Below are 25,808 nucleotides of genomic sequence, written 5' to 3' on the forward strand. Positions count from 1 at the left end.
CAAAAGCCGCCTAAAAGTTTACCGGTTGGCTTCGGTTTTTTGGTGGGCCAGGGCGTAGGCCTGGTTGCGGGGGATGCCAGCCTCCACCAGGGCCCTGACCAGCGCTTTGCCCTCGAGCCCCTTCTTTCGCAAAGCCCCCACCAGCGGCTCAGCTTCCAGAGGGACCTGGGGGGTAGGCGCCTTGGGCCCCAGCACCAGCACGAACTCCCCTCGGGGAGCTTGGAAGTGGGCCAGCGCGCCGGCCAGGGTGCCCCGCCAGACCTCCTCGTGGGCCTTGGAGAGCTCCCGGGCCACGGCCACAGGGTGCTCGGGCCCGTAGAACTGCACCAGGTCTTCCAGCGTGGCCCGCAGGCGGTGGGGTGCCTCGTAGAGCACCACGGTGCGCCCCTCGGCCACCTGCTTCAGCCGCGCTTCGCGCTCGCTGCGCTTTTGCGGCAGAAACCCCTCGAAAGCAAAGCGTGCGGTGGGGAGACCCGAGGCCACCAGGGCCGGAATCAGGGCAGTAGGACCGGGGAGCACCTCGAGCTGCCAGCCTTCCTGCAGAGCCAAAGCCACCAGCTCGGCCCCCGGGTCGGAGATGCCCGGGGTGCCGGCATCGGTCACATAGGCCACCCGCCCATAGCCCTGCAGGAGCTTTCGGGCCTGGCCTATGGTGTGCTGGTCGAGCCGCAGAAGCGGCTTGGAAATCCCCAGGTGCTTCAGCAGAACCCCGGTGCGCCGGGTATCCTCGCAGGCCACCACCTCAGCCTCTTTGAGCTCGCGAATGGCCCGCAGGGTGATGTCCTCGAGGTTGCCGATGGGGGTGGGGACCAGCACCAGGCGCACGCTTCCAGTCTAGTGGTATCGTGGGCCCTGTGGAGCAGGTCTACGTCCTTCCGGCCTGGGCCTTTCCCCCAGCAGAAAACAGGCTCATTCCCTTGCAGGCCACCCTTTTGGAGCGGCTGCGGCGCGAGGGGTTTTTCCTGGTGCGGGACCTGGCCGAGGAGGACCCCCGCTACCGCCAGCTCATCCCCTATGCCCTGGTGCGCTATCGGGGGCGCTACCTCCTGATGCGGCGCAAAGGGGGCGGCGAGAGCCGCCTGCGCGGCCAGTACACCCTGGGGGTGGGCGGCCACATCAACCCGGGGGACGGGGACGACCCCCTGGCGGAGGGGCTGCGGCGGGAGCTTTGGGAAGAGGTGGGGGTGGGGCGCTACCAGGCCCGGCCGGTGGGCCTGATTGTGATGTCCGATACCCCGGTGAGCCGGGTGCACGCCGGCGTGGCGTTTGTGGTGGAGGCCGGGGTCGAGCCCAGGGTGCGGGAGGTGGACAAGCTCGAGGGCCGCTTGGTGGGGCTCCCCGAGCTTTTCTCGGTGCGGGGCTGTCTAGAGGGTTGGTCCCGCCTTTTGCTCGACTGGCTCGAGGCGAACCAGCCGCTCTAGGTACTTGGCCAGGATGTCGGCCTCGAGGTTGACCAGGCGCCCGGGCTGCCAGTTACCCAGGGTGGTCACCGCCAGGGTGTGGGGGATGAGCCAGAGGCTGAAGTGGGTGGAGGGCAGCTCGGGGCGGCTTCCGGCCGGGCCCCCCACGTCCACCACCGTAAGGCTCACCCCATCCACCGCCACGCTGCCCTTGGGCACCAGGTAGCGGGCTAGATGAGGCGGGGCCTCCAGCCAGACCACGTAGCGCCCGTCCTCGGGCTCTACCCGGAGCACCCGCCCCACCCCGTCCACGTGGCCGGTCACCAGGTGCCCGCCCAGCCGGCCGTTGGCCGCCAGGGCGCGCTCCAGGTTTACCCAGGCCCCCTCCTGCCAGTAGGGGGCGGTTTTAGCCAGGGTCTCCTGCGAGAGCTGGACCGTGAAGCCCACCCTGTCAAAGGCCACCACGGTCAGGCAGACCCCGCTCACCGCGATGCTCTCGCCTACCCCCAGGTCGTCCCACATTTGCTGGGGGGCGATGTAGAGTTCTCGGTTTCCGCTCTGGGTTCTGGCCTGGCGTATCTGCCCGGTCTGCTCCACAATGCCCGTAAACACGCCCCCAGCTTAGCAGCCACCGCTGTGTTTTGGTTGGACGGGGGCACAGTGCTAGACGCCCGGGCGGTTGCGTTATAAACTTTGACTCGGTATAAAAATGCCAAAGGAGGCCCAATGCGAATCAAGAAGGTAGGTGTCGTGGGTTCGGGGACCATGGGCGGAGCCATCGCGGCGCTGTGCGCTTCAGCGGGCGTGCCGGTGGTGCTGCTGGACCTGCCGGGTAAAGAGGACCGGCTCGAGCTGGTCAAAAAAGGCCTGGACCGCCAGCTCAAGAGTAAGCCTGCCAGCTTCATGGACAAAAGCCGGGCAGCCCTGATCGAGCTGGGTACCACCGAAGAGCTGGAGAAGCTCAAGGACTGCGACTGGATTGTGGAGGTGATCATCGAGAAGCCCGAGCCCAAGCAGGCGCTGTTTGCCCGGATTGAGGCCCTGGGCACCCAGGCCATCGTCAGCTCCAACACCTCGGGCATCCCCATGAAAACCCTGCTGGAGGGGCGCGGTGAGGCCTTTCGCAGGCGCTTCTTGGGCACCCACTTCTTCGCCCCGGTGCGCTACCTGCACCTTTTAGAGCTCATCCCCACCCCCGAGACCGACCCCCAGGTGCTGGCGGCCATGCGCGCTTTCGGCGAGCGCATCCTGGGCAAGGGGACGGTCATCTGCAAGGATGCCCCTGGCTTCATTGCCAACCGGCTGGGGGTCTACGGGATGAGCCAGGCCATGCGGCTCATGATGGAGGAAGGGCTCACCATCGACGAGGTGGACGCCCTGACCGGGCCCTTGGTGGGAAGGCCCAAGTCGGCCACCTTCCGCACCGGCGATATCTCCGGCCTGGACGTTTTGAAGCTGGTCTCCAGCGAGCTTGCCGAGACCACCGGGGAGGACTTCGCCCTGCCTGCCTGGGTAGAGGACCTGATTGCCCGGGGGCATCTGGGCGAGAAGACCGGGGCAGGCTTTTACAAGAAGGTGGGGAAGGACATTTACACCTACGACTACACCACCGGTGAGTACAGGCCGCAGCAGAAGCTCAGGCTGGATGAAATTGCGGCCATCAAGGACCTGCCTTTGGCCGAGCGCTTGCGGCGGGTGGGCGAGCTGCCCGGCAAGTACGGGGCTTTTGCCAGGAAGCTCTTCCTCACCACCGCCCACTACGCCCTCTCCAAAGCCCAGGAGATTGCCTACGACATCGTCTCGATTGACCGGGCGCTGGAGTGGGGGTTTGCCTGGGAGCAGGGGCCTTTCAAAAACATGGACGCGGTGGGCCTGGACTATTTGCGCCAGGGCTTCGCCGAGCTGGGCCTGGAGGAGCCCGAGCTGCTCAAGAAGGCCCAGGGCAGCTTCTACAAGGATGGGCAGTACCTGGGCTTCGATGGGCAGTACCACCCCATCCCGGCGGAGGAGGGGGTCATCCGCCTGGCCCCGCTGAAGAGCGCGGGCAAGACCCTCCTGGAGGGCAAGGAGTACGCGCTTTTGGACCTCGGGGATGGGGTGGCCCTCTTTGAGAACCGGGCCAAAATGGGCACCTGGGGCGAGGGCTCCATCTCGGGCTTGCACAAGGCGCTGGACTGGGTGGAGAGCAACGGCTACGCGGGCCTGGTGATTGGGCACGAAGACCCCCGCACCTTCTCGGCAGGGGCCAACCTGGCCCTGGTCTTGATGGCCGCCCAGGAGGGGGCCTGGGACGACCTCGAGCTCGCCACACGCCGCTTCCAGCAGACCTCTATGCGCCTCTCCCGCGCACCCTTCCCCATAGTGGCCGCGCCCTTCGGCCTCACCCTGGGCGGGGGGGCCGAGTTCAGCATGCACGCCAGCGCCATTCAGGCCCACGCCGAGCTCTACATGGGTTTGGTCGAGACGGGGGTGGGGCTTTTGCCGGCTGGAGGGGGTACCAAGGAGCTGCTTTTCCGCTTTACCCAGGAGCTATCGGCCTACGGCCCCGAGATCGACCTCTTCGAGGGGGTCCGGCGGGCTTTTCAGATGATCATGCTGGCCCAGACCTCCACCAGCGCCCTGGAGGCCCGCAACATGGGCTTTTTGCGCCAGGGGGACGGCATCAGCATGAACCGCGACCGCCTGATTGCCGATGCCAAGCGGCGGGTGCTCTTCATGGCCCCGGACTACGTGCCGCCTCCTCCAAGGAGGATTCGGGCTTTGGGCAACCAGGCCCTGGGCAATTTGCGCTACGCCCTCTGGCAGTTCCACGAAGCCCGCCAGGCCAGCGAGCACGACGTGTACATCGGCAACCAGGTGGCCTATGTGCTCTGCGGGGGGGACGGCCCACCGCGCGAGGTGAGCGAGCAGGATATTCTCGATCTGGAGCGCGAGGGCTTCTTGAAGCTTTTGGGGACCCGGAAGACCCAGGAGCGCATCGCCCACACCCTCAAGACCGGGAAGCCCCTGCGGAACTAGCCATGGCCCTGCCCTTGGAGGGGCCATCTTCGGGACTGGGCACAAAAGGTGCATAGAGTGGCGTTTCGTAGAAAGGAGGTGAGGGGTTCGGGGCCATCCCGCCCCAGACCCCGATTCGGATGAAAGAGGCGGTAATTGTCAGTGCAGTTCGCAGCGCGGTTGCGCGCGGCAAGAGCGATGGTTCGCTGGCCACGGTGCACCCCGTGGACCTCTCGGCGGCGGTGATGAAGGCCGCGGTGGAGCGGGCGGGGGTGGACCCGGCCCTCATCGAGGACATCCAGTGGGGTTGTGCCATGCCCGAGGCCAGCCAGGGGCTCAATATAGCCCGGCTGGCCATGCTCCGGGCGGGCTTCCCGGTGGAGGTGACCGCGGCCACCATCAACCGCTTCTGCTCGTCGGGGCTGCAGAGCGTGGCCTATGCCGCCCAGGCCATCATGTCGGGCATGAACGAGGTGGTGCTGGCCGGAGGGGTGGAGATGATGAGCCGGGTGCCCATGTCCGGCTACCACACCGAGCTGCACCCCGAGCTGACCGAGGCCTACATCGGCATGGGCTTCACCGCCGAGCGGGTGGCCGAGCGCTGGGGGGTAAGCCGCGAGGACCAGGACGCCTGGGCCTTCCGCAGCCACCAAAAAGCCCTGGAGGCCATCGCCCGGGGGGCTTTTGAGGGGCAGATTGTACCCATCCCGGTCAGGAAGGTGCACTGGAAGGGGAGCAAGAAGCAGGTGGAGGAGACCCTCTTTGCCAGGGACGAGCTGCCCCGGCCCGACACCTCGCTGGAGCGGCTGGCCCAGCTCAAACCGGCCTTCAAGGAGGGGGGCACGGTGACCGCGGGCAACGCCTCGCCCTACTCCGATGGGGCCGCGGCCCTCCTTTTGATGAGCGCGGAGAAGGCCAGGGAGCTGGGCTTGAGGCCGCTGGCCCGCTTCATCTCCTTCGCCACCGGGGGGGTGGAGCCCGATGTCATGGGGGTGGGCCCGATCAAGGCGGTGCCCAAGGCCCTGGCCAAGGCCGGGGTCAGGCTGGAGGACTTGAAGCTCATCGAGTTCAACGAGGCCTTCGCCGCCCAGGTGCTGGCGGTGATGCGCGAGCTGGGGATGAACCCCGAGGTGGTCAACGTGAACGGGGGGGCCATCGCCCTGGGCCACCCCCTGGGGGCCACCGGGGCCAAGCTCACCACCCAGTTGGTGCACGAGCTGGGCCGGCGCGGGGGTGGGCTGGGCATGGTGACCATGTGCATCGGCGGGGGGATGGGCGCAGCGGGCATCTTCGAGGTCTACCCCCAGGCCTGAGGGGCTTTGTAGCCTCCAACCTCGCCCGGCTTGGCCCTACTGGCTAGGCTAAAACTATGCGTAAAGCGCTCGGGGTTCTGCTGGCGCTGGCGGCCTGCGCCCCCACACCCTTGGGCAGCGCGCCCTACTACCCCTATGACCTGGACGACTTCCCCGTCTTCGCCAGCCCGGCAGGGGTCCCCCTGTACGGAAAGCGGCGCTACGAGGAGCGGCACTGGACGGCGGTCGGGCGGCAAGGGGTGGGGGGGGTTAGCTTTTACCTCTCCCTCGAGCTGGGCAGCTTCCCCAGGCCTCCCTTTCCCGACCCAATAGGAAGTTGCCGCCTGGCCCAGCAGGACGAGCGGCCTGCTTCTGAGGTGCGGCTGGTGCTGCTCCAGGCCCCGCCGGGCTTTGGGGTGAGCCTGGAGCGGGCCGCCTATCGCCTGCAGTGCGGCCGGTTTGAGCGGGATGCCTGGGGGCGGGAGAGGCTGCGCTACCGCACCTGGCTCGAGGTGCTCTACCGCTTCGAGATTCCCCAGGCAGACCCGGGGGTCTACACCCTGCGCTGGCAGCTATGGCAGGGCCAGGCGCTTTTGGTGGAGGAGGACCGCCGTTTTACCCTCACTGCGGGGCGCTAACCTGGGCTGCCCAGGCCGCCAGGGCCTCCAGCGCAGGCTGCAGGCTCTGGCCCCTGGGGGTGAGGGCGTAGTCCACCCGTGGGGGAACCTCGGGGTACTCGGTGCGGCGGATGAGCCCCAGCTCCTCGAGCTCCTTGAGCCTAAGCGAGAGGCTGCGGGGGGGCAGGGCGGTGGCCTGCTGCAGGGCCCCGAAACGCAAAGGTCCGTTCTGGAGGGCGCGCAGAATTGCGTACACCCCGCGCTGTCCTAAGAGTTCCAGCAGGGCCTCCAGGGTGGGCCCTTTGGTTTTGGCCATAGATTACAAATTATACCCTTTTGTCCAGATTGTAGTGGCCCCGGGGCTACAAAGTTACTTGGGGAATCGTCCCTGCCGCACCACCTCGGCCAGCACCTCGGGCAGCTCCCAGGCAGCCAGGTCGAAGGCCACCTGGCCGTAGTCGTAGGGCAGCTTGAGAAAGCGGTGAAGCACCTCGCCGCGGATGTCGTCTTCCAGAATAAGCACGTCGGCCCCGGGCTCGCCGCCCAGGCTGAGGCCCACCGAGCCCGGGTCGAAGACCACCCCCTTGTGGACCACCCGGCGGAAGGGGATGTGCTTGCCGGCCACCACCGCGTAGCGCGAGCGGATGCGCTCGAGCATCCGCAGGATGTCCTGGGGGTGGGCCTCGTTCAGGTCGAGCTTTTGCTCGGGGTCCTCAGGGGAGCCGTGAAAAGCCATAAGCCGCCCCCCAGGGGTCTCGTAGCGGTGCCGGGGGCGCAGGTTGCGCAGGAACTGCATCTCGCGGGGGCCTAGCTGCTCCCGCGTCCAGGCGATGGTGGTCTCGGCAATGCCTTCCCGGGGTGGGGTGGGAAGGGCGTAGGCCACCCGCAGGTCGGCGGCCCCGGGTACGCAGGGAATGCCCTCGCGGTCGAGCTTGCGAATTACCTGCCTGGGATGGGGGCCATACCCCACCAGGTCCCCCACCGCCAGCACCTGGTCCACCCCCTCCTTGCGCAAGGCTTCCAGGGCTGCCTCCAAAGCCGGCAGGTTGGCGTGAATCTCAGCGATAATGCCCAAGCGCATGGCTGGTTGATATTCTGCCATGAAAACTCTCTCCGGATAGCTTCATCTGCCCCTCACCTTTGCGGTGGGGCGTATGCTAGGAGGGTGCGTCTCTGGATGCCCCTCGGCCTGGGAGTGGGGCTGGCCTTGTGCCTGCCGCCGAGCCCCCTGGGGTTTCTGGCCCCCCTGCCGCTGCTGCCCCTGCTGGCCCTGGGGGGGTTTCGCTTCGGTTTTTGGGCGGGGGTGGGCTTCTGGGGGGTGCACCTGGTCTGGTTGCCCCTGAGCTTTGTGGTGCTCTTCGAAACCCCCTGGGGTGCGGTGCCCTATGGGCCCTTGGTGCTGGCCAAGGCGGCTTTCTGGGGTCTGGTCTTCGGGCTTAGCCGCGGCCGTCCACTGGCCCGGGTCGGGCTTTGGGTGGTGCAGGAGTACCTGACCTCGCTGGGGCCGCTGGCCTTCCCCTGGGGCTTCCTGGGGTACGCCCTGGTGGAGGCGCCCGGGCGGATGCTGGCCCGCTGGGGTGGGGTTTACTTGCTTTCCCTGGGGGTGCTCATGGTGGCGTGGGGCTGGCTCCACTTTGGGCGGCGCTGGTGGGCCGACCGGGTGCTCTTCTCGGCTCCCAGCCTGGGCCTGGTGGGGCTCTTGCTGCTTTGGGCAGGGTTCTGGCTCTGGCCGCTGCCGCAGGCCGAGGGGAGGGTTGGAGCCTTGCTGGTGCAGGGCAACATCAACCCCTTGCGCAAGCTGGAGGGGTTTTCGGCGGAGAGCGTCTACCTCGAGCTCACCCGAGAGGGGCTGCGGGCCCACCCGGAGGCCCGGGTGGTGGTCTGGCCCGAGACCGCGGTGGCGCAGTTCCCGCCAGGGCTCTTTTCCCTGCTGGGGGACCGCGAGCTTCTGAGTGGGCTCGAGACCGGCTTTGCCAACCGCTTTGTTCGGGTGGCCGGGGGACAGATTACCCATTTTTACGATAAGAACCGCCTGGTGCCCTTTGGGGAGAGCTTTCCTTGGTCTGATACCCTGCGCCCCCTCTACCGCTTCTTTTTCCGGGCCTTGGGCTTTGAGGGGGAGTTGGCCGGCCGAAGCCCCGGCCAAGGCTACACGCCTTTGGGGCGCTACGGGGCCTTCATCTGCTACGAGTCGGTCTTCCCTTCGGTGGCCCGGCAGCTCGTGCGGCAGGGGGCCGAGGTGCTGGTGCTGGGTTCCAACGACGCCTGGTACGGCCCGAGCTTTGGGGGGCTGCAGCACTTCCAGATGGGCCGCCTGAGGGCGGTGGAGACCGGGCGGTGGCTGCTCAGGGCCGGCAACGACGGGGTGACCGCTATCGTGGACCCTTTGGGCAGGGTGGTGGAGCGCATCCCCCAGCGGCAGCCCGGCTTCCTCGGCGGCTCCTTTGCCTACCTGGGAGGGGCGACGCCCTATGTGCGCCTTGGGGACTGGGCGGTGGGGCTGGCGGGGCTGCTGGGGGTCCTGGGGCTGCTGGCGCGCCGCCGTGCGGGTGGCGCGTATACTAAGGTGAAGTATGGCCGGTCATAGCAAGTGGGCTCAGATCAAGCGCAAAAAAGCTGCCAACGACCTCAAAAAGGGCAAGATTGTCAGCAAGTACCTGCGCCTCATCGCCGCAGCGGCCCGGGCGGGGGGGAGCACGGACCCTGCGGCCAACCCCAGCCTGCGCAACCTGATTGAGGCCGCGCGCGACGCCGATGTGCCCAACGAGAACATCGAGCGCCTTCTGAAGCGCCTGTCTGGGGGGGAGGAGGAGGGCACCCAGTACGAAGAGGTGGTCTACGAGGGCTACGCCCCTGGGGGGGTGGCCATCATCGTGCAGGCCCTATCGGACAACCGCAACCGCACCGCGGCCGAGGTGCGCCACATCTTCAACAAGCACGGCGGCAGCCTGGGGGCCACCGGCTCGGTCTCGTGGCAGTTCGAGCGCCGGGGCTACATCTTCCTCGCCTCCAACACCGAAGCAGCCCAGGAGGCGGCCATCGAGGCGGGGGCCATCGATCTGCAGGAGGGCGAGGAGGGCCTGGAGGTCTACACCGACCCCCAGGAGGTCTACGCGGTGGCCAGCGCGCTGAAGGCCCGGGGCTTCAAGCCCGAGAACACCGAGATCACCCTGGTGCCCCAGAACACCGTCAGCCTAAGCCAGGCCGAGGCCGAGAAGGTCTTGCGCATGGTGGAGGCTTTGGAAGAGCTGGACGACGTGCAGAACGTCTACACCAACCTGAGCCTGGACAACGTCTCGGTGGAGGTCTGAATAAGGGTGCAGGCTCACAGCAGCCGGTGCTGCTTCCCCCTAGAATAGCCGTAAAATGCGAAAGTTCCTCGAGTACTTCAGGGAAGACGTGCGGGCGGTGCTGGAGCGCGACCCAGCGGCCCGGGGACCGCTGGACGCCATCCTTTTTAGTCCCGGGATGCATGCCCTTTGGATGCATCGGCTCAACCACTGGCTCTGGCGGGCGAATTTCCGGCTGCTGGCCAGGGTTTTGGCCCACCTGACCCGGATGCTCACCGGGGTGGAGATTCACCCTGGGGCCCGCATCGGTCGGCGCGTGGTGATCGACCACGGGATGGGGGTGGTGATCGGCGAGACCGCTGAGGTAGGCGACGATGTGATGATCTACCACGGGGTGACCTTAGGGGGTACCGGTTTTACCCGGGAGAAGCGCCATCCTACCATCGGCAACGGGGTTTTGCTGGGGGCTCATGCAGTGGTGCTCGGGCCCATTGAGGTGGGGGATGGGGCCCGGGTGGGGGCTGGAGCGGTGGTGACCAAGCCGGTGCCCCCGGGGGCCACGGTGGTGGGCAACCCAGCGCGGGTGCTCCTGCCCGAGGCGGAGCTTGAGCTCAGAGGATGAGCATGGCGTCGCCCAGGCTGTAGAAGCGGTAGCGCTCGGCCACGGCGGTTTGGTAGGCCCGCCGCATCAGTTCATGGCCCATGAAGGCCGAGACCAGCATCAGCAGGGTGGACCTGGGTAGGTGGAAGTTGGTGATGAGGGCGTCCACCACGCGGTAGTGGAACCCGGGGCGGATGAAGAGCTGGGTCTCGCCCGCTCCAGGCTGTAGCCCTGTTTCCGACCAGGCGGTCTCGAGCGCCCGCACCACCGTGGTGCCCACCGCAATCACCCGTCGGCCCTGGGCCTTGGCCTGGTTGACGGCCGCTGCGGTGCTGGGGGGAATCTCGTAGGGTTCCCGGTGCATTACGTGGGTTTCCGGGCTTTCTTTCACCGGCTTGAAGGTGCCGGGCCCCACGTGCAGGATGAGGTAGCTTATCTCTACCCCCATCGCCTGGAGGCAGGCCAGGAGCTCCGGGGTGAAGTGGAGGCCTGCGGTGGGGGCCGCCACCGAGCCCGGGGTGCGGGCGTAGACCGTCTGGTAGCGGGTAGGCTCCACCGGGGCGCGGATGTAGGGGGGGAGGGGGGTCTGGCCGATGCGCTCGAGGTGGGCCCAGATATCCCCCTCGAAGCGCAGGAGACGGCTGCCATCGGCCTGCACGGCCTCCACGGTGGCGCAAAGCCCCTCGGGAAAGGTAAGCCGGGTGCCCACCCGGGCCCGCCGGGCCGGCCTGAGCAGGGCCTCCCAGCGGCCGTCCCCCCCTGGCAGTTCCCGCACCAGCAGCACCTCTATGGGGGTGCCCTGGGGATTCTGGGCGAAGGTGCGGGCCGGAATGACCTTGCTTTCGTTGAGCACCAGCACATCCCCAGGCCGCAGGTAGTGGGGCAGTTCGCGGAAGACGCGGTGTTCGATCCGCCCGCTTTGGCGTTCGACCACCATTAGGCGCGCGGCATCGCGCGGTTCGGCCCCTTGCTGGGCGATGAGCTCGGGGGGTAGGTGGTAGTCGAAGTCCTCCAGTCTCATCTACTCCCCTCGAGGCGCAGCGTGGCGTTCCTTGCTGGGCACAAAAGCGTTCTCTATGTCCGGCAGGTGCACGAAGCGGTCCACCGCATCAATCAGCCTCTGCGAGGTGGTCTCTTTGAAGGCGATGACCTCCACCCGCAGGCCCCGCTCCATCAAAACCTCCACAATCTCCACGAAGTCGCCGTCGCCGCTGCCCAGCACCACCACGTCCAGAACGTGCATCAGCCGCACCATGTCGGCGGCAATCCCCATGTCCCAGTTGCCCTCGTAGATGGGGCGGCCGTCGTCGGTGGTTTCCTTGAGGCTAAGCTGCATGCGGCGCACCCGGAAGCCAAGGGTGGAGAGCTTGTAGATGAAGGGCCAGGCCGAGGTGTCGTTCTCCCGCTCGACCACATAGGCCGTGGCCCGCACGAGCTGGCGGCCTGCCACCGCAAAGCGCAAAAGGCTCTCGAAGTTGACGTTTTGCCCGTAATAGTCGCGGGCCGAGTGGTAGAGGTTCTGGGTGTCAACAAACAGGCCCACCCGCTGGTGGGGGCTGTACCCGGGGATGCGGTTGAAAGGGTCGTTCATGAAAAGCTCCTTTAGAAACCCGGTTTTAAAAAGCCATCCTCAATTCTAGCAACTCTGGTCCCAGCGTGGGTTGGGCCAGCCAGGGCGCTGCCTTTATTGTGCATCTTTGGACGGGAAGGGAAAAAGGCCGTGTTACACTACCCCCATGGCGGCGTTACGAGCGGTTCCTTTTGCCTTGGGAATCGCCTTGTTCGCTTTTACGGCCTGGGCCCAACTGGGCGCAGAGGGCTACTACGCCCAGTGCAGGCTTCTATACGAACGGGGTGTGCGGGACAGTGCGCGGGCCACCTGTCAGCTCGCCCTGGCGGCCAACCCCAGCCACCTGCCTAGCATTAAACTGCTGGCCCGGATTTACCTGGAAGAAAACAACCCCGCGGCGGCCCAGCCCTTTTTGCAGCAGGTGAGTGAGCTTGGCCCTCGAGACCCGGAGGGGGCTTTGCTTTGGGCTCGGTATCTGCTGCAAATAGGCCGCCCGGCAGAGGCCCTGGAGCGGCTGCCTGAGGGGCTTGGCAGCGAGGCGGTGCTTCTGCGGGCCCAGATTTACGAGGCCCTGGGCCGCTACGAGGAGGCCTACGCCACCTTTCGCCGGGTTGCCGCGCTGGAGGAGGCGCGCCTCGGGGCCGCCCGGCTGGCCGAACGGCTGGGGCGCCCGCAGGAGGCCATAGGGCTTTTGGGCAACAGCCCCCAGGAGCAGCTTGTCAAGGCCCGCCTGATGTGGATTGCGGGGGATGCCCGCCAGGCCGCCGGGGCCCTGGAGGAGGTTTTGCCTCGCTTAGGGCCCCTGGAGGCCGACTACACCCGTGCTTTGGGGCTTCTGGCCATGGTCTACTATGGCCTGGGGGAGTTCGACAAGGGCTCGCTGGTCCTGCGGCAGCTTTCCTCCCGCATCAGCCTGCCCAACAACCTCCTGAGCAAAATCTGGCCCTGGTTGGTGCTTCTCCTGCTTTATCTGGGGCTTTTGCTCTACGGCGAGAGCCAGATTGAGCCCATGCGCACGGTGGAGGTAGGGGTCGAGCGGCGGTTTGGCCCGGGCACGCTTCATTTGTGGCTCTTGCTGGCCCTGCTACTTTCGGGGCTGGCTGCGGTGGGCATCGGGCAGCTTCTCTACCAGAACCTGCTGGCCCTGTTCACCCCGTACCAGGGCCAGGTGGTGCGGCCGCTTTTCTACTTCTTGCTGGGCGCCTTTGCCCTCCTAATAGCCTACTGGGCGGTGGGCCGGGAGGGTATAGCCCGCGCCTTGGGACAGGGGTCCAACTGGATAGAGGGCACCTGGGCTGGATTGGTGTTGCTGTGTTTGCTGGGCGTTTACGCCTACGTCGCCAGGCCGCTGGGCTTGAGCGGACTGGGCACCATGTACCCCATCTTTTTCGGCCTGGCGCTGCTGGAGCTGGTGGTGCGGGGGGTGGGCTATCCGGTCTTCAAAGAGCGCTACAAGGCGCTCGCGCTGGCCATGCTGCCGGTGCTCTTCGCTTTGGCGGTTCCGGGGCCCACCCTGTTTTTCCTAATGGCAGGGCTGTTTCTGGGCTGGCTTTACGAGCGCACCCAAGGAGCGCTGGCGGGGGTGGTGGCCTGGGTGCTGGCTGGGGTGGGGCTGGCCCTGGTGGCCGACCTGCCCTGGGTGCGCACCTTGCTGGGGAGCTAGCCTTGCGGGAGGTTTATTTTCTCTCCGACTTCGGCCTGGCCGACCCCTATGCCGCGGTGGTCAAGGCGGTGATGCGGCAGGTGGCGCCAGGGCTGGTGGTGCATGACCTGGCCCACAACCTGCCGCCCGGCGATTTGCGGCGGGCCAGCTACATTCTCTACGAGTCGGTGCCCTACCTGCCGCGCCAGGCGGTGGTGCTGGCGGTGGTGGACCCCGGGGTGGGCTCGAGCCGCCGGGCGGTGCTGGTCCAGGGGGAACGGCTCTTTTACGTGGCCCCCGACAACGGCCTGCTCACCCTCGCCTATCTGCAGGACCCCCCCAGGCGGGCTTACCTGCTGGAAAACCCCGCCTACCACCTCCCGCGCAAATCGTCCACCTTTCACGGGCGGGATGTGTTTGGGCCGGTGGCGGCGCACCTGGCTGCAGGGGTGGAACCCCAGCGCTTCGGCCCGGAGTTGCCCGTCCAGACGCTGGTGCGCCTGCCGGTTCAGCTCAGCTTCGGCAGCCAGGGGGAAATCCTCACCTTCGACCGCTTTGGCAACGCCATCACCACCCTGCTGGCCACCCCGGCCCAGATCCGGGGCAAGGTGGTGCGCATCCGCTACCACCGGATTCCCACCGCCACCCACTACGCCGAGGTGCCGGTGGGGGGGGCGCTGGCCTATGTGGGGAGCGCGGGACTTCTGGAGGTGGCGGTGCACCTGGGCAACGCCCGGGAGCAGCTCGGCCTCAAGGAGGGCGACCGGGTGGAGCTGGTGGGGCAGTTTTCTCGATGATTTGCATTTTATGAGTCTGTTGCTATCATACAACCAAGCATGGCCTCTCATTTTAGTCGGGTGGCCTTCACCTACGACCGTACCCGGTACCATCCGCCCGAGGTGTCGGGCCGGATTGCCACCGCCATTACGGCCCCTGTGGAGAAGTTCTTTCGCGACCCGCTGTTCTTAGAGCTGGGGGCCGGTACGGGCCGGATTGCGGTGCCTATTATTGCCCGGGGGTATCGCTACATTGCCCTGGACAACAACCCGGCTATGCTCGAGGTGCTGCGGCAGAAGGTGGCGGGGGTGGCGCGCAAGGCCCGGCTGGTGGAGGCCGATGCCTGCGAGCTGCCCTTTGAGCGCCACAGCCTCCATGCGGTCATAGCGGTGCACTTCTGGCACCTTTTGGACTGCTGGCAGGAGGCCCTGCGGGAGTCGCTTAGGGTGTTGCGGCCAGGGGGGTTCTTGTTCGAGGGGTGGGACCAGGGCGACGGGGAGAGCGAGGACTGGCGCATCCAGCAGAAGTGGCAGGAGATCCTGGCCCGCATGGGCTACCGCCTGGTGCGGGGCCGTCACCAGGCCCGGCTGGCCGAGGTGGAGCGGGAGCTTTTGCGCCGCCAGCTAGAGCCCAGGACCCGGGTGGTGGCCGAGTGGGTGGAGATGCGCAGCCCCCGCACCAGCCTGGAGATGCTTTCGGAGCGCATCTACTCCTTTACCTGGGCCGTGCCTGAAGAGGTATTCCGCCCCTCCATTGCCGAGCTTCTGGCCTGGGCCAGCGATGTCTATTCCAATCTGGATGCGGAGTATCCGGTGCGCTGGAAGTTCCTGGTGCGCACCACGCGCCTTTAGCGCTGCCGGAGGTGGCGGAGGGCGGCCTCGAGCTGCGCCTCGGGTCTTTCCTCTACCTGGTCGGGCTCCACCCCCCGCCCCTCCCAGGTGGGCCCGCTCAGGGGGGCCAGCACCCCGGCGGCCACCAGGGCCACCCCACCGTCCGGGAAGCAGTAGGGCACCAGGGCCTCGGTGTTGCCCGCGCTGCGGGTGCCCACCAGGTAGGCCCGCCGGGCGTTCTTGAGGGCCCCGGCCAGCCCTTCAGCAGCGGAGTGGGTCTGGCCGTTGATCAGGACCGCCAGGGGCTTTTGCGTGGTGGGGGGGCCCAGAAAGGGCAGGGTGGGCAGGGGCACCGCCCCCAGGCCCCGACCCACCAGCCGCCATGGCACCCCCCGCATGAAGACCCCCGCCGCTTCGGCCATGTGGAGCACCAGGCCTCCTGGGTTGTCCCGCAGGTCGAGCAGGTAGCCCCTGGCCTGGGGCTCGTACCTGCGGACAGCCTGCCGCAGCAGGGCAGGCCCCTGGGATTCCAGCAGGTTGCCCAGCCGAATTACGACCACCCCCTGAAGAAGCTGGGCCTCAAAGTCGCCGAGGCCGAGGGCAGGGGCCTGGGGTAGGGGTTTGGGAGGGGGCGGCAGGTAGGGCGGGGCGGTGGGGGGAGAGGGGAGGGGTAGGAGGTCCTGGTCTTTGAAGGGCAGGGGCTGGCATGCCTGCCCCCCCAGGCTTCGGGCCTGGGCCGGGCTCAGCACGCGCGAGTGCCCGTCGTTCAGCTCTCCGTACATCTCGTCCAGCAGCCGGTAGAGCTCCTCCCAGCTTTTGACCTCGCCCAGGCGGTAGCGGTAGGCCTGGCCCACCTGCGCCCAGTCCACCCCCTTGAAATTCGGGTCGTAGTAGCGCTCCTTGACCAGCCGCCAGGCCTGCTCGAGCCGCAGGGCGAACTCGGCCTGGTTCTGGCCCAGGGCCAGGCCGGCCAAAAAAACCAGGGCCACCCCCCACCTGCGCATGGCCCCATCATAATTCAGTCGGAGTTTTCTCCCTCTTCCAGCCGGGCAAACTCGGCCAGGGCGGTTTTGATCCGGTGGTGCAGGCCGCGGAACCCCTCCACGCGGCTGCCGGTGAGGATTTCCAGGGCCTCATCCACGCTTTCCACCGCGTAGATGTGGAACTGGCCTTCCCGCACGGCTTCCAGCACCGGGGGCCTCAGGGTCAGGTGGGGGAGGTTGGCCTTGGGCAGGATGACCCCCTGGGTGCCGGTGAGCCCCAGCGCCTGGCAGACCCGAAAGAAGCCCTCCACCTTGGCGTTGATGCCCCCCACCGCCAGCACCTTGCCGGTCTGGTCCACCGCGCCGGTGACGGCCAGGTCCTGCCGCAAGGGGAAGTTCCCGATGGCTGAGAGGGCCGCCACCAGCTCGGCCAGGCCGGCCGAGTCGCCGTCGATGGAGACGTAGTTCTGCTCAAAGGCCAGGCTGATGGTGACCGGGAGCGGCCCGGACTCGATGTAGCGGCTGCGCAGGTAGCCGGCCAGGGTGAGCACCGCCTTGTGAAAGATCTGCCCTCCGAGCCCGGCTTCGCGGTCGATGGAGATCAGGTGGTCGCGTCCTGGAGCGGCCCGGGCGGTGAGCCGGGCCGGCCGGCCCCAGTAGGGGGGGGACTCCACCACCACCAGGCTGTTGACCTCGCCCACCCCCAGGCCCTGGGTTTTCAGGCTCCAGACCCCTTCCTGCACGGCCCGCAGGAACTCCTCCTCGGACAAAAAACCGCGCTCTTCGCGGGCCTGTACGGCCTTCTCCACCGCCCAGGCAGTCAGGAGACCCTCCCCCAACACCGCAGCCTCCTCGGCCAGGGCGCGAATCTCCACCAGCCTCGCGTCCATCCGGCTGCGCTGCTCGGCCATGCGGCGGGCCTCGTCGAAAAGCCGCACCAGCCCTCCGCGGGTGAGCCGGAAGCCCTGGGCCTGGAGCCAGCCGCCCAGGGCCTCCAGGTTTTCCGGGGTGGCCGGCAGGGTGGGGGAGAACTCCACCCGGATGCGGAAGAGCTCGCCGAAGGCCGGGTCCTCTTCTAGCCCCTCGAAGGCTTCGGGGGTGCCCACCAGCATCACCTGCATCTGGATGGGGAAGGGCTCCACCTCGAGGCTGGCCGGGGCCTGGGGCTCGGTGACCGGCTCCACCTGGCCGTTGCGCAGGGCCCGCTTGAAGGCTTCCCAGGTGCCCTCGCGCTTGAGGCTCAGGGCATCCAGAATCAAATAGCCCCCCTGGGCCCGGTGCACCGCGCCCGGGCGTATCAGGCTCACGTTGGTGCTCCAGACCCCCTTTTCCACGGTGTAATCCAACCGCCCAAAAAGCCGTGGGGCGGTGGCGTAGGGCTCGTAGACGATGGGGGGCGGGCTGCCGCTGTGGCTGGAGGTGAGCAGGTTGGGCCGCCACTGGGCGGCCTCGAGGGGCTCGCCGGTCTCGGCATAGCGGGCCAGGCGGTTCTGGAGGGCCTCGAGGTAAGCCCGGGCCTGGGGAAAGCGCCTGAACAGCGGTTCAAAGCGGTTTTTTAGGTACTGCAAGGCCCACTCGCGCCGCAACCGCCTGAGGGCCACCTCGAGCTCACCGCTTGCGGCCAGCCGGCTGAGCAGGACCTCTTCCAGCCTTGCGCTAAGCTCGCTGGGAACGGGCCCTGGGCCGGCCAGCTCCAGCCGTTCCCCCTCCTCGGAAAGGGCAAACCCTGCCGCCTGGGCCTCCTGCCGCAGGAGGGCTAGCTGCTCCTCCCAGCGCGCTTTGAAGCGGGCCTCGAGCCGGCTTTTCTCGCGCAGGAAGGAGGCCTGGCGGAAAAGCTCGTCCAGATGATTTACCTCCAGCAGCAAGCCGTCCACCGCCTCGGCCAGCTCGTTTTCCTGCCCGCTGGGCAGGGTGAGCACCGCCACCTTCCGCTCCGAAAGGGGTACATAGAGCAGGTCGGGCGGGGTTTCCACCCGCTGGGCGCTGAGGTAGTTCAAAAGAGCCTCGTGCTTGCCCAGGCCCGGAGGCCCCACCAGATAGGCGTGAAACCCGCCCCGTACCGCGAGCTCGAGGGCTTTGCGGGCCCGCTCCTGGCCGAAGAAGGGGGGTGGGGGGGGCAGGTTGAGCACCTCGTCCTCGTCGGGTAGGGGGGTGCGCCATTCCAGGGCCTCGTAGGAAACCATGGCGGGAAAAGTATACCCAGGGGTTAAACGCTGGAAAGGCTTTCAGCCTGGGGCGCCTCCTGTTATCTTGGAGCCAAAGGAGGCAACTTCGCCATGGCGATGCGAGTTTTGGGGATGATTCTCGCGGGGGGGCAGGGTTCTAGGCTGTACCCCCTGACCGCGAAGCGGGCCAAGCCGGCGGTACCCTTCGGGGCCCGCTACCGCATCATCGATTTTGTGCTCAACAACTTCCTGAATTCGGGCATATACGGCATATATGTTCTCACCCAGTTCAAGGCCCAGTCCCTCACCGAGCACGTGCAGCGCCACTGGCGCTTTGGGGGCTTTCTGGAGGACGCCTTCATCTTTTTGGTGCCGGCCCAGATGTACCGCTACGAGGAGCTGGGGCCGGTCTGGTACCGCGGCACCGCCGATGCCATCTACCAGAACCTGCACCTCATCCACAACCACCGGCCCGAGAACGTGGCCATCTTCGGGGGCGACCACATCTTCAAGATGAACATCGCCCACATGGTGGAGTACCATAGCGACCACAAGGCCGATCTGACCATTGCCGCCTACCCGGTCCCCATCGAGCAGGCCAGCCGCTTTGGCGTTCTGCAGGTGGACGAACAGTGGCGCCTGGTGGGCTTCCAGGAGAAGCCCAAGAACCCCACCCCCATCCCCGGCAAACCGGACATGGCCCTGGTCTCCATGGGCAACTACGTCTTCCGCACCGAGGCTTTGGTAGAGAAGCTCGAGCACGATGCCAAGGACCCCAACTCCTCCCACGACTTCGGCAAGGACGTAATCCCTCGGGCCCTGCAGGAGGGCTATCGCATCCAGGTCTACGACTTCAAGCGCAACCCCATCCCCGGCCAGCAGGGTCCCAACACCTACTGGCGCGATGTGGGGACCATCGACGCTTACTTCGAGGCCAGCATGGACCTGATCCAGGTCACCCCGGAATTCGACCTCTACAACCCCGAGTGGCCCCTGCGGGCGGCCAACTTCAACTCTCCCCCAGCCAAATTCGTGCACGAGGCTGGGGCCCGCACCGGCCAGGCCTTCAACAGCCTGATTGCGGGGGGGTGCATCATCTCCGGGGGTACCATCCGCGAGTCGGTGGTCTTCCGCCGCTGCCGCATCAACTCATATGCCCTGGTAGAGCGGAGCGTGCTTTTCGACGAGGTGGAGGTGGGACGCTACTGCAAGATCCGCAACACCATCGTGGATAAGAACGTCAAGATTCCTCCCCACACCGAGATCGGCTACGACCTCGAGGCCGACCGGGCCCGCGGCTTCACCGTAACCCCGGAGGGCATCGTGGTGGTGCCCAAGAGCTACAGGTTCTAGGGCTTGCATGGATAAGCACCCGGGCAAGCTGTTCTACCGTCTCACCCGCCTGTTCCCAGGGGACTCCCTCCCCCTGGGGCGGGTGCCGGCGGCCAAGGTCTACGCCAACCCGCTGGAGTCGGTGGAGCTTTCGGAGCCGGTGCGGGAGGGGGGGCCGGCGGTCTGGCGGGTGCTGGCCCGGGTGGCCCCTACCGCACCTAAGGTAGGCTCCTCCCTCACCCTGGCCGAGCTCTCGCAGGTGCTGGCCCCCCTGGCGGTGCGCCGCGAGGGGCGGGGCTACCCCTCGGCGGGGGGGGCGTACCCCCTCGAGGTCTACCTGGCGGTGCAGCGGCTGCAGGATACCTTCCAGGGCGTCTACCACTACGCCGCCAAACAGCACCAGCTCGAGCAGCTCGCCAGCGGCTTTGACCGCCGGGCCTGGCGCTCGGCCCTTCTGGATTTAGAGGCGGTGGAGGCTTCGGCGGCTTTGCTGGTCTTTTGCGCGGTGCCGGAGCGCTCGGAGGCGGTCTTCGGGCTGCGGGGCTTCCGCTACGCTTTGCTCGAGGTGGGCTACGCGGTAGGGGAGGTGCTGGTGGCCGCCACCGCTCTGGGCCTGCAGGCCTACCCCGCCGCCACCTTCTACGACGAGGAGGTGCGCTCCCTGCTCCTTCTGCCCGAGGGGGAGCACCCGGTGGTGGTGCTCTTGCTGGGGCGTTGAGGGTATTCTCTAGGGGTGGAGCCGGAGGCCGTCTTCGTATACGGCACCCTCAAGCAGGGCGAGCGCAACTTCGAGGTGGCCCGCCGGGCCGGCTGGGTGCGCTCGGTGCCCGCTTACATCGAGGGTTTCCGGCTCTTCCACCTGCCCAAGGGGAAAAGCCGCCCCTACGCCTATCCGGCCGTGGTGGCGGGCGAGGGGCGGGTGTGGGGCGAGGTGCAGTGGTTTGCCGAGCTGGCCTCGGCCCTCAGGTTGCTGGACTGGCTCGAGGACGCCGGGCGCGAGTACCAGCGGGTGGCGGGCTGGGCCTATCCCCAGGAGGGGGACCCGGTACGGGTTTGGCTCTACGTCTACCCCAGCGTGCAGCGGGTCCAGGGGGCCCAGGGTATATGGCTGCCCGAGGGGGTCTGGCCGGGGGAGGGCCGCGCCTAGAGGGGGCGCAGGTCCTCCAGGATCTGCCAGCCTACCTCCTTGGGCGTGGCCTGCAGATAGGCATCCAGCTCCCGACTGGCCCAGGCCGCCAGGGGTTTTAGCTCCGCGGGCTCCTTGTCGCTTCGCACCAGCAGGGTGAGCTGGTAGAACTGTTGGGTCTCGGTGGGGGTGCCGTCCTCGAAGAAGCTCACCGGCGGGCGCACCTTGTCGATGAGCACGTAGACCTCCCCCAGCCGGGGGGGGATGTGGGCCCGGGGCTCGAAGAGGAGGCTCTTGGGATGCCACAGATAGCCCTGAAACAGCCGGATGGCCTTCATTCTTAGATTCTCGTGCCAGGCTCTGGCGGCAAAAGTGACCTACTCGACCCGGGCCACCTCCACCCCTTCGCGCAGGTAGACCCGGGGCAGGCGGGGGGACAGCCGCACCGCGGTCTCGTAGCTGGTGGTCCCGCTGAGCTCGGCCCAGCCCCATAGGCTGCTGGTGGGGCTGTGGTCCGGGGTGACCACCTCGAAGACCTGCTCGAGGTCCACCGGCCCCGGCAGGCGCACGGTGATCTGGTCCATCGAGATTCTCCCCACCACCGGACAGACGCAAGGGGTGGGGCTGCCCTCTGGCTGGTACCGCACCGTGGCCCGGCCGAAGACCTGGCGGGGCATGCCGTCGGCGTAGCCCACCGGCAACGTGGCGATCCACTCCTCGCCTTGGGCGGTGTAAGCCCCGCCGTAGCCGATTTTTTGACCCGGAGGGACCCGCTTGACCTGGGTGGGCTTGGCCAGCAGCCGGGCTATAGGTCGCAGGCCCTCTGCGGGCAGCAGGCCGTAAAGCCCAATCCCGGGCCGCACCGCGCCAAGGCCGTAGGCGCCAAATCTCAAGGTGCCGGCGGTGTTGCAGGCATGGTAGAGGTAGCCGGGCCCGAACACTTGTCGCACCCGCTCGAAGCGCGCCATCTGGTCGCGGCTTCCCTCCTCGTCCTCTTCGGCGTTGGCGAAGTGGGTGTAGATGCCCTGGATGAGCAGGTTCTCGTAGCTGGCCAGCCGCTCCTGCACCAGCGGGGCCTCTTCGGGGGCAAAACCCACCCGGCCCAGCCCGGTGTCGAACTCCAGGTGCACCGGTACCGGCCGGCCCAGGGCGTTGAGGGCCTCGGCGCTTTCCAGGGTGGAGAGGGAGGGAATCAGCTCCAGCTCCACCACCGTCCGGGCCTGCTCGGGATGCAGGCTGCCCAAGAGCAGGATGCGCCCCACAACGCCGGCCTTGCGCAGCTCGAGGGCTTCCTGGGGGGTGGCCACCGCCAGCCCCCAGGCCCCCAGCCGCAAAAGCTCCTTGCCTATCTCCACCGCCCCGTGGCCGTAGGCGTTGGCCTTCACCACCCCGATGACCTGGGCTCCTTCTGCTTTGTGCCTGAGCCGATGGTAGTTCTGAGCCAGCGTGTCGAGGTTTACCTCCAGCCAGGCCGGACGCATGGGAGATAGTTTAGCCCGCACCCTTGCGCTTCAGCTATGATGGGTCGGTATGGCCAAGGAGAAGGGTATCACCCCTCAGTCCCAAGACTTCAACGAGTGGTACAACGAGGTGGTTCTGCGGGCTGATCTGGTGGACTACGGGCCGGTGCGCGGCACCATGGTCATCAAGCCCTACGGCTATGCCATCTGGGAAAACATACAGCGTGAGCTGGACCGCTTGTTCAAGGAAACCGGCCACCAGAACGCCTACTTTCCCCTTTTTATACCGGTGAGCTTTCTGCAGAAAGAGGCCGAGCACGTGGAGGGCTTTGCCCCTGAGCTGGCCCTCGTAACCCAGGCTGGGGGGGAGACCCTGGAAGAGCCCCTGGCGGTACGGCCTACCTCCGAGACCATCATCGGCTACATGTGGGCCAAGTGGATCCGCACCTACCGCGATCTGCCCCAGCTTTTGAACCAGTGGAACAGCGTGGTGCGCTGGGAGCTGCGCACCAAGCCCTTTTTGCGCACCACCGAGTTCTTGTGGCAGGAGGGCCACACTGCCCACGCCACCCAGGAGGAGGCCGAGGCCGAGGCCCACCGGATGGCCGAGGTGTACGCCCAGGTGCTCAGGGAGTGGTGCGCCATCCCGGGCTGGGTGGGCCTCAAGACCGCCTCGGAGAAGTTTGCTGGGGCGGTCTACACCATCAGCTACGAGGCCATGATGCGCGACGGCAAAGCCCTGCAGTCCTGCACCTCGCACTATCTGGGCCAGAACTTCGCCAAGGCCTTCGACATCCAGTTCCAGGACAAAGACCAGCAAAACAAGTACGTGCACACCACCTCCTGGGGCTTCTCCACCCGGGTGGTAGGGGCCATCGTGATGACCCACGGCGACGACAAGGGCCTGATCCTGCCCCCCAGGCTGGCCCCCATCCAGGTGGTGGTGGTGCCCATCTACAAATCCGAGACGCGTGAGGTGGTGCTGCCGGCAGCCGAGCGGCTGGTCCAGGGGCTCAGAGCCAGCGGCCTGCGGGTCCACCTGGACGACCGCGACCAGTACAGCCCCGGCTACAAGTTCAACGAATGGGAGCTCAAGGGGGTGCCGCTGCGGCTGGAGCTGGGCCCCCGCGACGTGGAGGCAGGCACCGTGGTGCTGGCCAGCCGTCTGGGGGGCAAGGAGACGCTGGGGCTTTCGGGGCTGGCCGAGGCGCTCGAAGCCCGGCTTGGGCAGTTCCAGCAGGCCCTGTACGAGCGGGCCCTGGCCTTCCGCGATGCGCATACTTTTGTGGTGGATAGCTACGAGGTCTTCAGGGAGAAGGTGGAGCAGGGCTTCGTGAAGGCCTTCCATTGCGGCGATGAGGAGTGCGAGCGGCAGATCAAGGCCGAGACCACCGCCACCACCCGCTGCATTCCCTTTGAGGAGCCCGAGGCCAGCGGGGTCTGCGTGCGCTGCGGCCGGCCCAGCGCTTATGGCAAGCGGATTCTTTTCGCCAAGGCCTACTGAGGTATGGAGCCTGGAGCAGTAGAGTCGGACGACAAGGCCAGGCGGGCAGGGCGGGTGCTGGCGGTGCTGGAGCAGCTATACCCCCAGGCCGCCACCGAGCTGGTGCACCGCAACCCCTTCGAGCTCCTGGTGGCCACGGTGCTCTCGGCCCAGGCCACCGACGCTGCAGTGAACAAGGCTACCCCGGCCCTCTTCCAGCGCTTCCCGGATGCCTTTGCCCTGGCCCAGGCCACCCCTGAGGCGGTGGAGCCCTACATCAGGCACATTGGGCTCTACAGGGCCAAAGCCAAAAACCTGGTGGCGCTGGCCCGGCGATTGGTAGAGCAGCACGGGGGGCAGGTTCCATCGGACAAGGCCCAGCTCCAGGCCCTGCCCGGGGTTGGCTGGAAGACCGCCACGGTGGTGCTGGGGGCGGCCTTTGGGGTGCCGGGGATTGCGGTGGACACCCACATCACCCGGCTCGCCCGACGGCTTGGCCTTTCCGAGGCCAAGACCCCGGAGCGCATTGGCGCCGAGCTCGAGCGCCTTTTCCCTCGGGAAAAGTGGGTCTTCGTCCACCACGCCCTAATCCTGTTCGGCCGCTACCACTGCACCGCCCGCAAGCCCAAGTGCGGAGGGTGCCCCCTCTACACCGACTGCCTGAGCAAGGGCCGCTACTAGCCCCACCGGCGCAGCCGCACCGGCAGCCGCCGCCAGCGGCGGGGGCGCAGCCTGGCCTCCAGCCGGCGCCAGGCATACGCCAGCGCCCCCACCAGCCCCGCCCCCACCGCCAGGACCCACAGGGTGGTGATGAGCCACAGGGCCAGGAAGAGCCCCACCGTCCCAGCCAGCAAAAGCACCAGCAGCCCCAGGGGCCCTCGGGGGATGCGGAGGAAGTACGCGCCCATGCCACCAGTCTACCCCCCTTTGTGGATGAGCGGGGTAAGCCGGCTCAGTTTTTGCGCAGGGCCACGTCAATCCGGCAGATGTGCTGGGTGAGCCATCCCGCCAGCGCGGCGTGCAGCTCCTCCAGCGCAACTAGCCCAACGCTGTTGGGGTTATGCTGGCGGTTGAATTCGTTCCAGAAGGCCAGGAATTTATCGTGGGCCTCTTTGTTCTTCCTTGCAGCGGGGCAGGCCCTAAGGGTCATGCAGAGCTCCTCATAAGCGAAGTGGGTGTTCACGTAGGCATCTAAGAAGATGAACAGGTTCTCCACCGCCTGCCGGTCGAGGCCCCTTTTGCGCCCTTCCTCGATGAGCTGCTCGAGCCGGTTCACATAGGTGAAAAGATTCCTGTGCTGGCTGTCGGTGCGGGCGTCCCCCACAGCGTATTGTTCGTTCCACTCGATGGGCATGGCCTCCCCCTGGGGGGATTGTAGGGGAGGGTGGGGCGGAGGAATGTCCTATGTCCAGCCCCATCGGCGGCGATGCCGGCCCTCCCACCGACCCCCACGTGCCGCTGTCCACCGTCGCCCAGGGGCCCACCTTTGGTTCTCTCCATCGGGCAGCCTTCTATGGACCCTCGAGTGCATCCCCGCACAAAGTACCCACCCCCCTACCGCAGCGTCGCCTTGGAGGCCTCGATTATCCGCACCCTTCCTGCCCCATCGTCGGGCCTGCTAGACTGCCTTTATGCGCGAGCGCATTCTGGCCCGCCTCCGGCAGGCCCTCAATCACCGCCTGCGCCCTGGATTGCCCGAGCCCCTGGGGGCCGCGGCCCTCGAGCCCGCCGCCTGGGCCCTTTTCCAGAAGCGGCTTTGCGAGAACGGGGGCGAGGTGGTCTTCCTACAGGAGGACGAGGCCCCGGCCTGGCTGCAGAGCTTTGCCCAGACCTTCGAGGGGGTGGCCATAGGGGAGGGGGTGCCCCCCGCCCTGCGCCCTGCCCTGCCCCAGCGGCCCCCGGAGGAGGCTCCCCTGGGCGTCTCCTGGGCCCTGGGCGCGGTGGCCGAGACCGGGAGCGTTATTTTGGGCAGCCAGGAAGGCCGCCGGGTGCAGCTTTTGCCCCCCACCCACCTGGTGTTTGTGTCTGCGGAGAGGATATACGCGACGCTTTACGAGGCCCTGGAGGCCCTGAAGCCCCACCTGCCCTCGGCCATCGGGCTGCACTCTGGCCCCAGCAAGTCCGCCGATATCGGCCAGATCATGGTCAAAGGGGTGCACGGGCCGGGGCGGTTGGTGGTGGCGGTGCTGCGAAGCGGGGTTTGGTTTACACAATCCTAGGGCAGACCCGGCTACACTTAGGCA

Annotated in this window: 28 protein-coding genes; 16 read left to right on the top strand and 12 right to left on the bottom strand. The window is 67.2% G+C overall.

All coding sequences use genetic code 11. From position 1 onward, the window contains the following. Positions 1-18: 18 nt before the first annotated feature. The gene (rsmI, locus tag DV704_RS00690; protein ID WP_114797633.1) at positions 19-825 is read right to left on the bottom strand and encodes a 16S rRNA (cytidine(1402)-2'-O)-methyltransferase; all 807 of its coding nucleotides are present in this window, start codon (positions 823-825) and stop codon (positions 19-21) included. Positions 826-854: 29 nt separating this feature from the next. On the opposite strand from rsmI, the gene DV704_RS00695 reads away from it, so the two are divergent. Beyond that, positions 855-1,421: an NUDIX domain-containing protein gene (locus tag DV704_RS00695; protein WP_114797634.1), complete on the top strand. Its 567-nt coding sequence runs from the start codon at positions 855-857 to the stop codon at positions 1,419-1,421. Here DV704_RS00695 and DV704_RS00700 read toward each other — a convergent pair. Next, positions 1,365-2,012 carry a riboflavin synthase gene (locus tag DV704_RS00700; protein WP_114797635.1) on the bottom strand — a complete coding sequence of 216 codons (648 nt, stop codon included), beginning with the start codon at positions 2,010-2,012 and terminating at the stop codon, positions 1,365-1,367. The genes DV704_RS00695 and DV704_RS00700 overlap by 57 nt on opposite strands. Before the next feature lie 114 nt (positions 2,013-2,126). Between DV704_RS00700 and DV704_RS00705 the strand changes: the two genes are divergently transcribed. The 3 genes from DV704_RS00705 to DV704_RS00715 all read left to right on the top strand — a co-directional run bounded on the left by DV704_RS00705 (position 2,127) and on the right by DV704_RS00715 (position 6,327). After that, positions 2,127-4,418, top strand: coding sequence for a 3-hydroxyacyl-CoA dehydrogenase/enoyl-CoA hydratase family protein (locus DV704_RS00705; RefSeq protein ID WP_114797636.1), 2,292 nt, complete (start codon positions 2,127-2,129; stop codon positions 4,416-4,418). Positions 4,419-4,537: 119 nt separating this feature from the next. Then, positions 4,538-5,710 (top strand): thiolase family protein, encoded by a 1,173-nt coding sequence (locus tag DV704_RS00710; protein ID WP_114797637.1) that lies wholly within the window; start codon positions 4,538-4,540, stop codon positions 5,708-5,710. A gap of 56 nt (positions 5,711-5,766) precedes the next feature. After that, positions 5,767-6,327, top strand: coding sequence for a hypothetical protein (locus DV704_RS00715; protein ID WP_114797638.1), 561 nt, complete (start codon positions 5,767-5,769; stop codon positions 6,325-6,327). Here DV704_RS00715 and DV704_RS00720 read toward each other — a convergent pair. Continuing rightward, positions 6,311-6,622 (bottom strand): helix-turn-helix domain-containing protein, encoded by a 312-nt coding sequence (locus DV704_RS00720; protein WP_114797639.1) that lies wholly within the window; start codon positions 6,620-6,622, stop codon positions 6,311-6,313. The two genes, DV704_RS00715 and DV704_RS00720, sit on opposite strands and share 17 nt — an antisense overlap. Before the next feature lie 54 nt (positions 6,623-6,676). After that, the gene (locus tag DV704_RS00725; protein ID WP_114797640.1) at positions 6,677-7,387 is read right to left on the bottom strand and encodes a metallophosphoesterase; all 711 of its coding nucleotides are present in this window, start codon (positions 7,385-7,387) and stop codon (positions 6,677-6,679) included. Between the two features lie 96 nt (positions 7,388-7,483). Between DV704_RS00725 and lnt the strand changes: the two genes are divergently transcribed. Genes lnt through cysE form a run of 3 tightly spaced genes read left to right on the top strand, consistent with a single transcriptional unit; the run spans position 7,484 to position 10,218 of the window. Further along, complete coding sequence (lnt, locus tag DV704_RS00730; protein WP_114797641.1) at positions 7,484-8,893, top strand: apolipoprotein N-acyltransferase; 1,410 nt, start codon at positions 7,484-7,486, stop codon at positions 8,891-8,893. Further along, a complete protein-coding gene (locus DV704_RS00735) occupies positions 8,880-9,617 on the top strand; it encodes a YebC/PmpR family DNA-binding transcriptional regulator (RefSeq protein ID WP_114797642.1) in 738 nt (245 codons plus the stop codon). Before lnt ends, DV704_RS00735 begins: the two co-directional genes overlap by 14 nt. A gap of 55 nt (positions 9,618-9,672) precedes the next feature. Next, on the top strand, positions 9,673-10,218 hold the full coding sequence (cysE, locus tag DV704_RS00740; protein ID WP_114797643.1) for a serine O-acetyltransferase: 546 nt from the start codon (positions 9,673-9,675) through the stop codon (positions 10,216-10,218). Here cysE and queA read toward each other — a convergent pair. Together queA and DV704_RS00750 are read right to left on the bottom strand one after the other, a co-directional pair. Continuing rightward, positions 10,208-11,218, bottom strand: a complete 1,011-nt coding sequence (gene queA / locus DV704_RS00745; protein ID WP_114797644.1) for a tRNA preQ1(34) S-adenosylmethionine ribosyltransferase-isomerase QueA — start codon at positions 11,216-11,218, stop codon at positions 10,208-10,210. The two genes, cysE and queA, sit on opposite strands and share 11 nt — an antisense overlap. Next, positions 11,219-11,788 carry an NYN domain-containing protein gene (locus tag DV704_RS00750; RefSeq protein ID WP_114797645.1) on the bottom strand — a complete coding sequence of 190 codons (570 nt, stop codon included), beginning with the start codon at positions 11,786-11,788 and terminating at the stop codon, positions 11,219-11,221. 145 nt (positions 11,789-11,933) lie between these two features. Between DV704_RS00750 and DV704_RS00755 the strand changes: the two genes are divergently transcribed. The 3 genes from DV704_RS00755 to DV704_RS00765 are packed head-to-tail and all read left to right on the top strand — an operon-like array spanning position 11,934 to position 15,037. Next, entirely contained in the window at positions 11,934-13,430 is a 1,497-nt protein-coding gene (locus DV704_RS00755; protein ID WP_114797646.1) for a CPBP family intramembrane glutamic endopeptidase, read from the top strand. Between the two features lie 2 nt (positions 13,431-13,432). Further along, positions 13,433-14,206, top strand: a complete 774-nt coding sequence (locus tag DV704_RS00760; protein WP_114797647.1) for an S-adenosyl-l-methionine hydroxide adenosyltransferase family protein — start codon at positions 13,433-13,435, stop codon at positions 14,204-14,206. Positions 14,207-14,245: 39 nt separating this feature from the next. After that, positions 14,246-15,037 carry a class I SAM-dependent methyltransferase gene (locus DV704_RS00765; RefSeq protein ID WP_114797648.1) on the top strand — a complete coding sequence of 264 codons (792 nt, stop codon included), beginning with the start codon at positions 14,246-14,248 and terminating at the stop codon, positions 15,035-15,037. Here the strand turns inward: DV704_RS00765 and DV704_RS00770 are convergent. Together DV704_RS00770 and DV704_RS00775 are read right to left on the bottom strand one after the other, a co-directional pair. Beyond that, a complete protein-coding gene (locus DV704_RS00770) occupies positions 15,034-16,020 on the bottom strand; it encodes a S41 family peptidase (RefSeq protein ID WP_114797649.1) in 987 nt (328 codons plus the stop codon). The two genes, DV704_RS00765 and DV704_RS00770, sit on opposite strands and share 4 nt — an antisense overlap. Positions 16,021-16,034: 14 nt before the next feature. After that, positions 16,035-18,182 (bottom strand): AAA family ATPase, encoded by a 2,148-nt coding sequence (locus tag DV704_RS00775; protein WP_114797650.1) that lies wholly within the window; start codon positions 18,180-18,182, stop codon positions 16,035-16,037. Positions 18,183-18,275: 93 nt separating this feature from the next. Between DV704_RS00775 and glgC the strand changes: the two genes are divergently transcribed. Genes glgC through DV704_RS00790 form a run of 3 tightly spaced genes read left to right on the top strand, consistent with a single transcriptional unit; the run spans position 18,276 to position 20,643 of the window. Continuing rightward, a complete protein-coding gene (gene glgC, locus DV704_RS00780; RefSeq protein ID WP_114797651.1) occupies positions 18,276-19,517 on the top strand; it encodes a glucose-1-phosphate adenylyltransferase in 1,242 nt (413 codons plus the stop codon). Between the two features lie 7 nt (positions 19,518-19,524). Beyond that, a complete protein-coding gene (locus DV704_RS00785) occupies positions 19,525-20,214 on the top strand; it encodes a SagB/ThcOx family dehydrogenase (RefSeq protein WP_114797652.1) in 690 nt (229 codons plus the stop codon). Between the two features lie 15 nt (positions 20,215-20,229). Next, positions 20,230-20,643 carry a gamma-glutamylcyclotransferase gene (locus DV704_RS00790; RefSeq protein ID WP_114797653.1) on the top strand — a complete coding sequence of 138 codons (414 nt, stop codon included), beginning with the start codon at positions 20,230-20,232 and terminating at the stop codon, positions 20,641-20,643. Here the strand turns inward: DV704_RS00790 and DV704_RS00795 are convergent. Continuing rightward, entirely contained in the window at positions 20,640-20,960 is a 321-nt protein-coding gene (locus DV704_RS00795) for a DUF3208 domain-containing protein (protein ID WP_114797654.1), read from the bottom strand. The genes DV704_RS00790 and DV704_RS00795 overlap by 4 nt on opposite strands. Before the next feature lie 39 nt (positions 20,961-20,999). Further along, complete coding sequence (gene alr / locus DV704_RS00800) at positions 21,000-22,103, bottom strand: alanine racemase (RefSeq protein WP_114797655.1); 1,104 nt, start codon at positions 22,101-22,103, stop codon at positions 21,000-21,002. Positions 22,104-22,152: 49 nt separating this feature from the next. On the opposite strand from alr, the gene proS reads away from it, so the two are divergent. Both proS and nth read left to right on the top strand, forming a co-directional pair. After that, complete coding sequence (gene proS, locus DV704_RS00805) at positions 22,153-23,586, top strand: proline--tRNA ligase (protein WP_114797656.1); 1,434 nt, start codon at positions 22,153-22,155, stop codon at positions 23,584-23,586. Between the two features lie 3 nt (positions 23,587-23,589). Next, on the top strand, positions 23,590-24,246 hold the full coding sequence (nth, locus tag DV704_RS00810; protein WP_114797657.1) for an endonuclease III: 657 nt from the start codon (positions 23,590-23,592) through the stop codon (positions 24,244-24,246). Here the strand turns inward: nth and DV704_RS00815 are convergent. Together DV704_RS00815 and DV704_RS00820 are read right to left on the bottom strand one after the other, a co-directional pair. Further along, a complete protein-coding gene (locus tag DV704_RS00815) occupies positions 24,243-24,473 on the bottom strand; it encodes a hypothetical protein (RefSeq protein WP_114797658.1) in 231 nt (76 codons plus the stop codon). The two genes, nth and DV704_RS00815, sit on opposite strands and share 4 nt — an antisense overlap. Positions 24,474-24,517: 44 nt before the next feature. Further along, entirely contained in the window at positions 24,518-24,919 is a 402-nt protein-coding gene (locus DV704_RS00820) for a bacteriohemerythrin (protein ID WP_114797659.1), read from the bottom strand. A gap of 277 nt (positions 24,920-25,196) precedes the next feature. Between DV704_RS00820 and DV704_RS00825 the strand changes: the two genes are divergently transcribed. Continuing rightward, positions 25,197-25,784 carry a lactate utilization protein gene (locus tag DV704_RS00825; protein ID WP_114797660.1) on the top strand — a complete coding sequence of 196 codons (588 nt, stop codon included), beginning with the start codon at positions 25,197-25,199 and terminating at the stop codon, positions 25,782-25,784. The last annotated feature ends 24 nt before the right edge of the window (positions 25,785-25,808 follow it).

Origin of the sequence: Meiothermus sp. QL-1, from assembly GCF_003351145.1 — a bacterium.
In the GTDB taxonomy this organism is placed as follows: domain Bacteria; phylum Deinococcota; class Deinococci; order Deinococcales; family Thermaceae; genus Meiothermus.

What these genes read in the sequence shown, in the direction of transcription:
- DV704_RS00705 (WP_114797636.1), top strand. Translation starts at nt 2,127, where the DNA reads ATGCGAATCAAGAAGGTAGGTGTCGTGGGTTCGGGGACCATGGGCGGA.
- DV704_RS00710 (WP_114797637.1), top strand. Translation starts at nt 4,538, where the DNA reads ATGAAAGAGGCGGTAATTGTCAGTGCAGTTCGCAGCGCGGTTGCGCGC.
- DV704_RS00715 (WP_114797638.1), top strand. Translation starts at nt 5,767, where the DNA reads ATGCGTAAAGCGCTCGGGGTTCTGCTGGCGCTGGCGGCCTGCGCCCCC.
- DV704_RS00720 (WP_114797639.1), bottom strand. Translation starts at nt 6,622, where the DNA reads ATGGCCAAAACCAAAGGGCCCACCCTGGAGGCCCTGCTGGAACTCTTA.
- DV704_RS00725 (WP_114797640.1), bottom strand. Translation starts at nt 7,387, where the DNA reads ATGCGCTTGGGCATTATCGCTGAGATTCACGCCAACCTGCCGGCTTTG.
- lnt (WP_114797641.1), top strand. Translation starts at nt 7,484, where the DNA reads ATGCCCCTCGGCCTGGGAGTGGGGCTGGCCTTGTGCCTGCCGCCGAGC.
- DV704_RS00735 (WP_114797642.1), top strand. Translation starts at nt 8,880, where the DNA reads ATGGCCGGTCATAGCAAGTGGGCTCAGATCAAGCGCAAAAAAGCTGCC.
- cysE (WP_114797643.1), top strand. Translation starts at nt 9,673, where the DNA reads ATGCGAAAGTTCCTCGAGTACTTCAGGGAAGACGTGCGGGCGGTGCTG.
- queA (WP_114797644.1), bottom strand. Translation starts at nt 11,218, where the DNA reads ATGAGACTGGAGGACTTCGACTACCACCTACCCCCCGAGCTCATCGCC.
- DV704_RS00750 (WP_114797645.1), bottom strand. Translation starts at nt 11,788, where the DNA reads ATGAACGACCCTTTCAACCGCATCCCCGGGTACAGCCCCCACCAGCGG.
- DV704_RS00755 (WP_114797646.1), top strand. Translation starts at nt 11,934, where the DNA reads ATGGCGGCGTTACGAGCGGTTCCTTTTGCCTTGGGAATCGCCTTGTTC.
- DV704_RS00765 (WP_114797648.1), top strand. Translation starts at nt 14,246, where the DNA reads ATGGCCTCTCATTTTAGTCGGGTGGCCTTCACCTACGACCGTACCCGG.
- DV704_RS00770 (WP_114797649.1), bottom strand. Translation starts at nt 16,020, where the DNA reads ATGCGCAGGTGGGGGGTGGCCCTGGTTTTTTTGGCCGGCCTGGCCCTG.
- DV704_RS00775 (WP_114797650.1), bottom strand. Translation starts at nt 18,182, where the DNA reads ATGGTTTCCTACGAGGCCCTGGAATGGCGCACCCCCCTACCCGACGAG.
- glgC (WP_114797651.1), top strand. Translation starts at nt 18,276, where the DNA reads ATGGCGATGCGAGTTTTGGGGATGATTCTCGCGGGGGGGCAGGGTTCT.
- DV704_RS00785 (WP_114797652.1), top strand. Translation starts at nt 19,525, where the DNA reads ATGGATAAGCACCCGGGCAAGCTGTTCTACCGTCTCACCCGCCTGTTC.
- DV704_RS00795 (WP_114797654.1), bottom strand. Translation starts at nt 20,960, where the DNA reads ATGAAGGCCATCCGGCTGTTTCAGGGCTATCTGTGGCATCCCAAGAGC.
- alr (WP_114797655.1), bottom strand. Translation starts at nt 22,103, where the DNA reads ATGCGTCCGGCCTGGCTGGAGGTAAACCTCGACACGCTGGCTCAGAAC.
- proS (WP_114797656.1), top strand. Translation starts at nt 22,153, where the DNA reads ATGGCCAAGGAGAAGGGTATCACCCCTCAGTCCCAAGACTTCAACGAG.
- nth (WP_114797657.1), top strand. Translation starts at nt 23,590, where the DNA reads ATGGAGCCTGGAGCAGTAGAGTCGGACGACAAGGCCAGGCGGGCAGGG.
- DV704_RS00815 (WP_114797658.1), bottom strand. Translation starts at nt 24,473, where the DNA reads ATGGGCGCGTACTTCCTCCGCATCCCCCGAGGGCCCCTGGGGCTGCTG.
- DV704_RS00820 (WP_114797659.1), bottom strand. Translation starts at nt 24,919, where the DNA reads ATGCCCATCGAGTGGAACGAACAATACGCTGTGGGGGACGCCCGCACC.
- DV704_RS00825 (WP_114797660.1), top strand. Translation starts at nt 25,197, where the DNA reads ATGCGCGAGCGCATTCTGGCCCGCCTCCGGCAGGCCCTCAATCACCGC.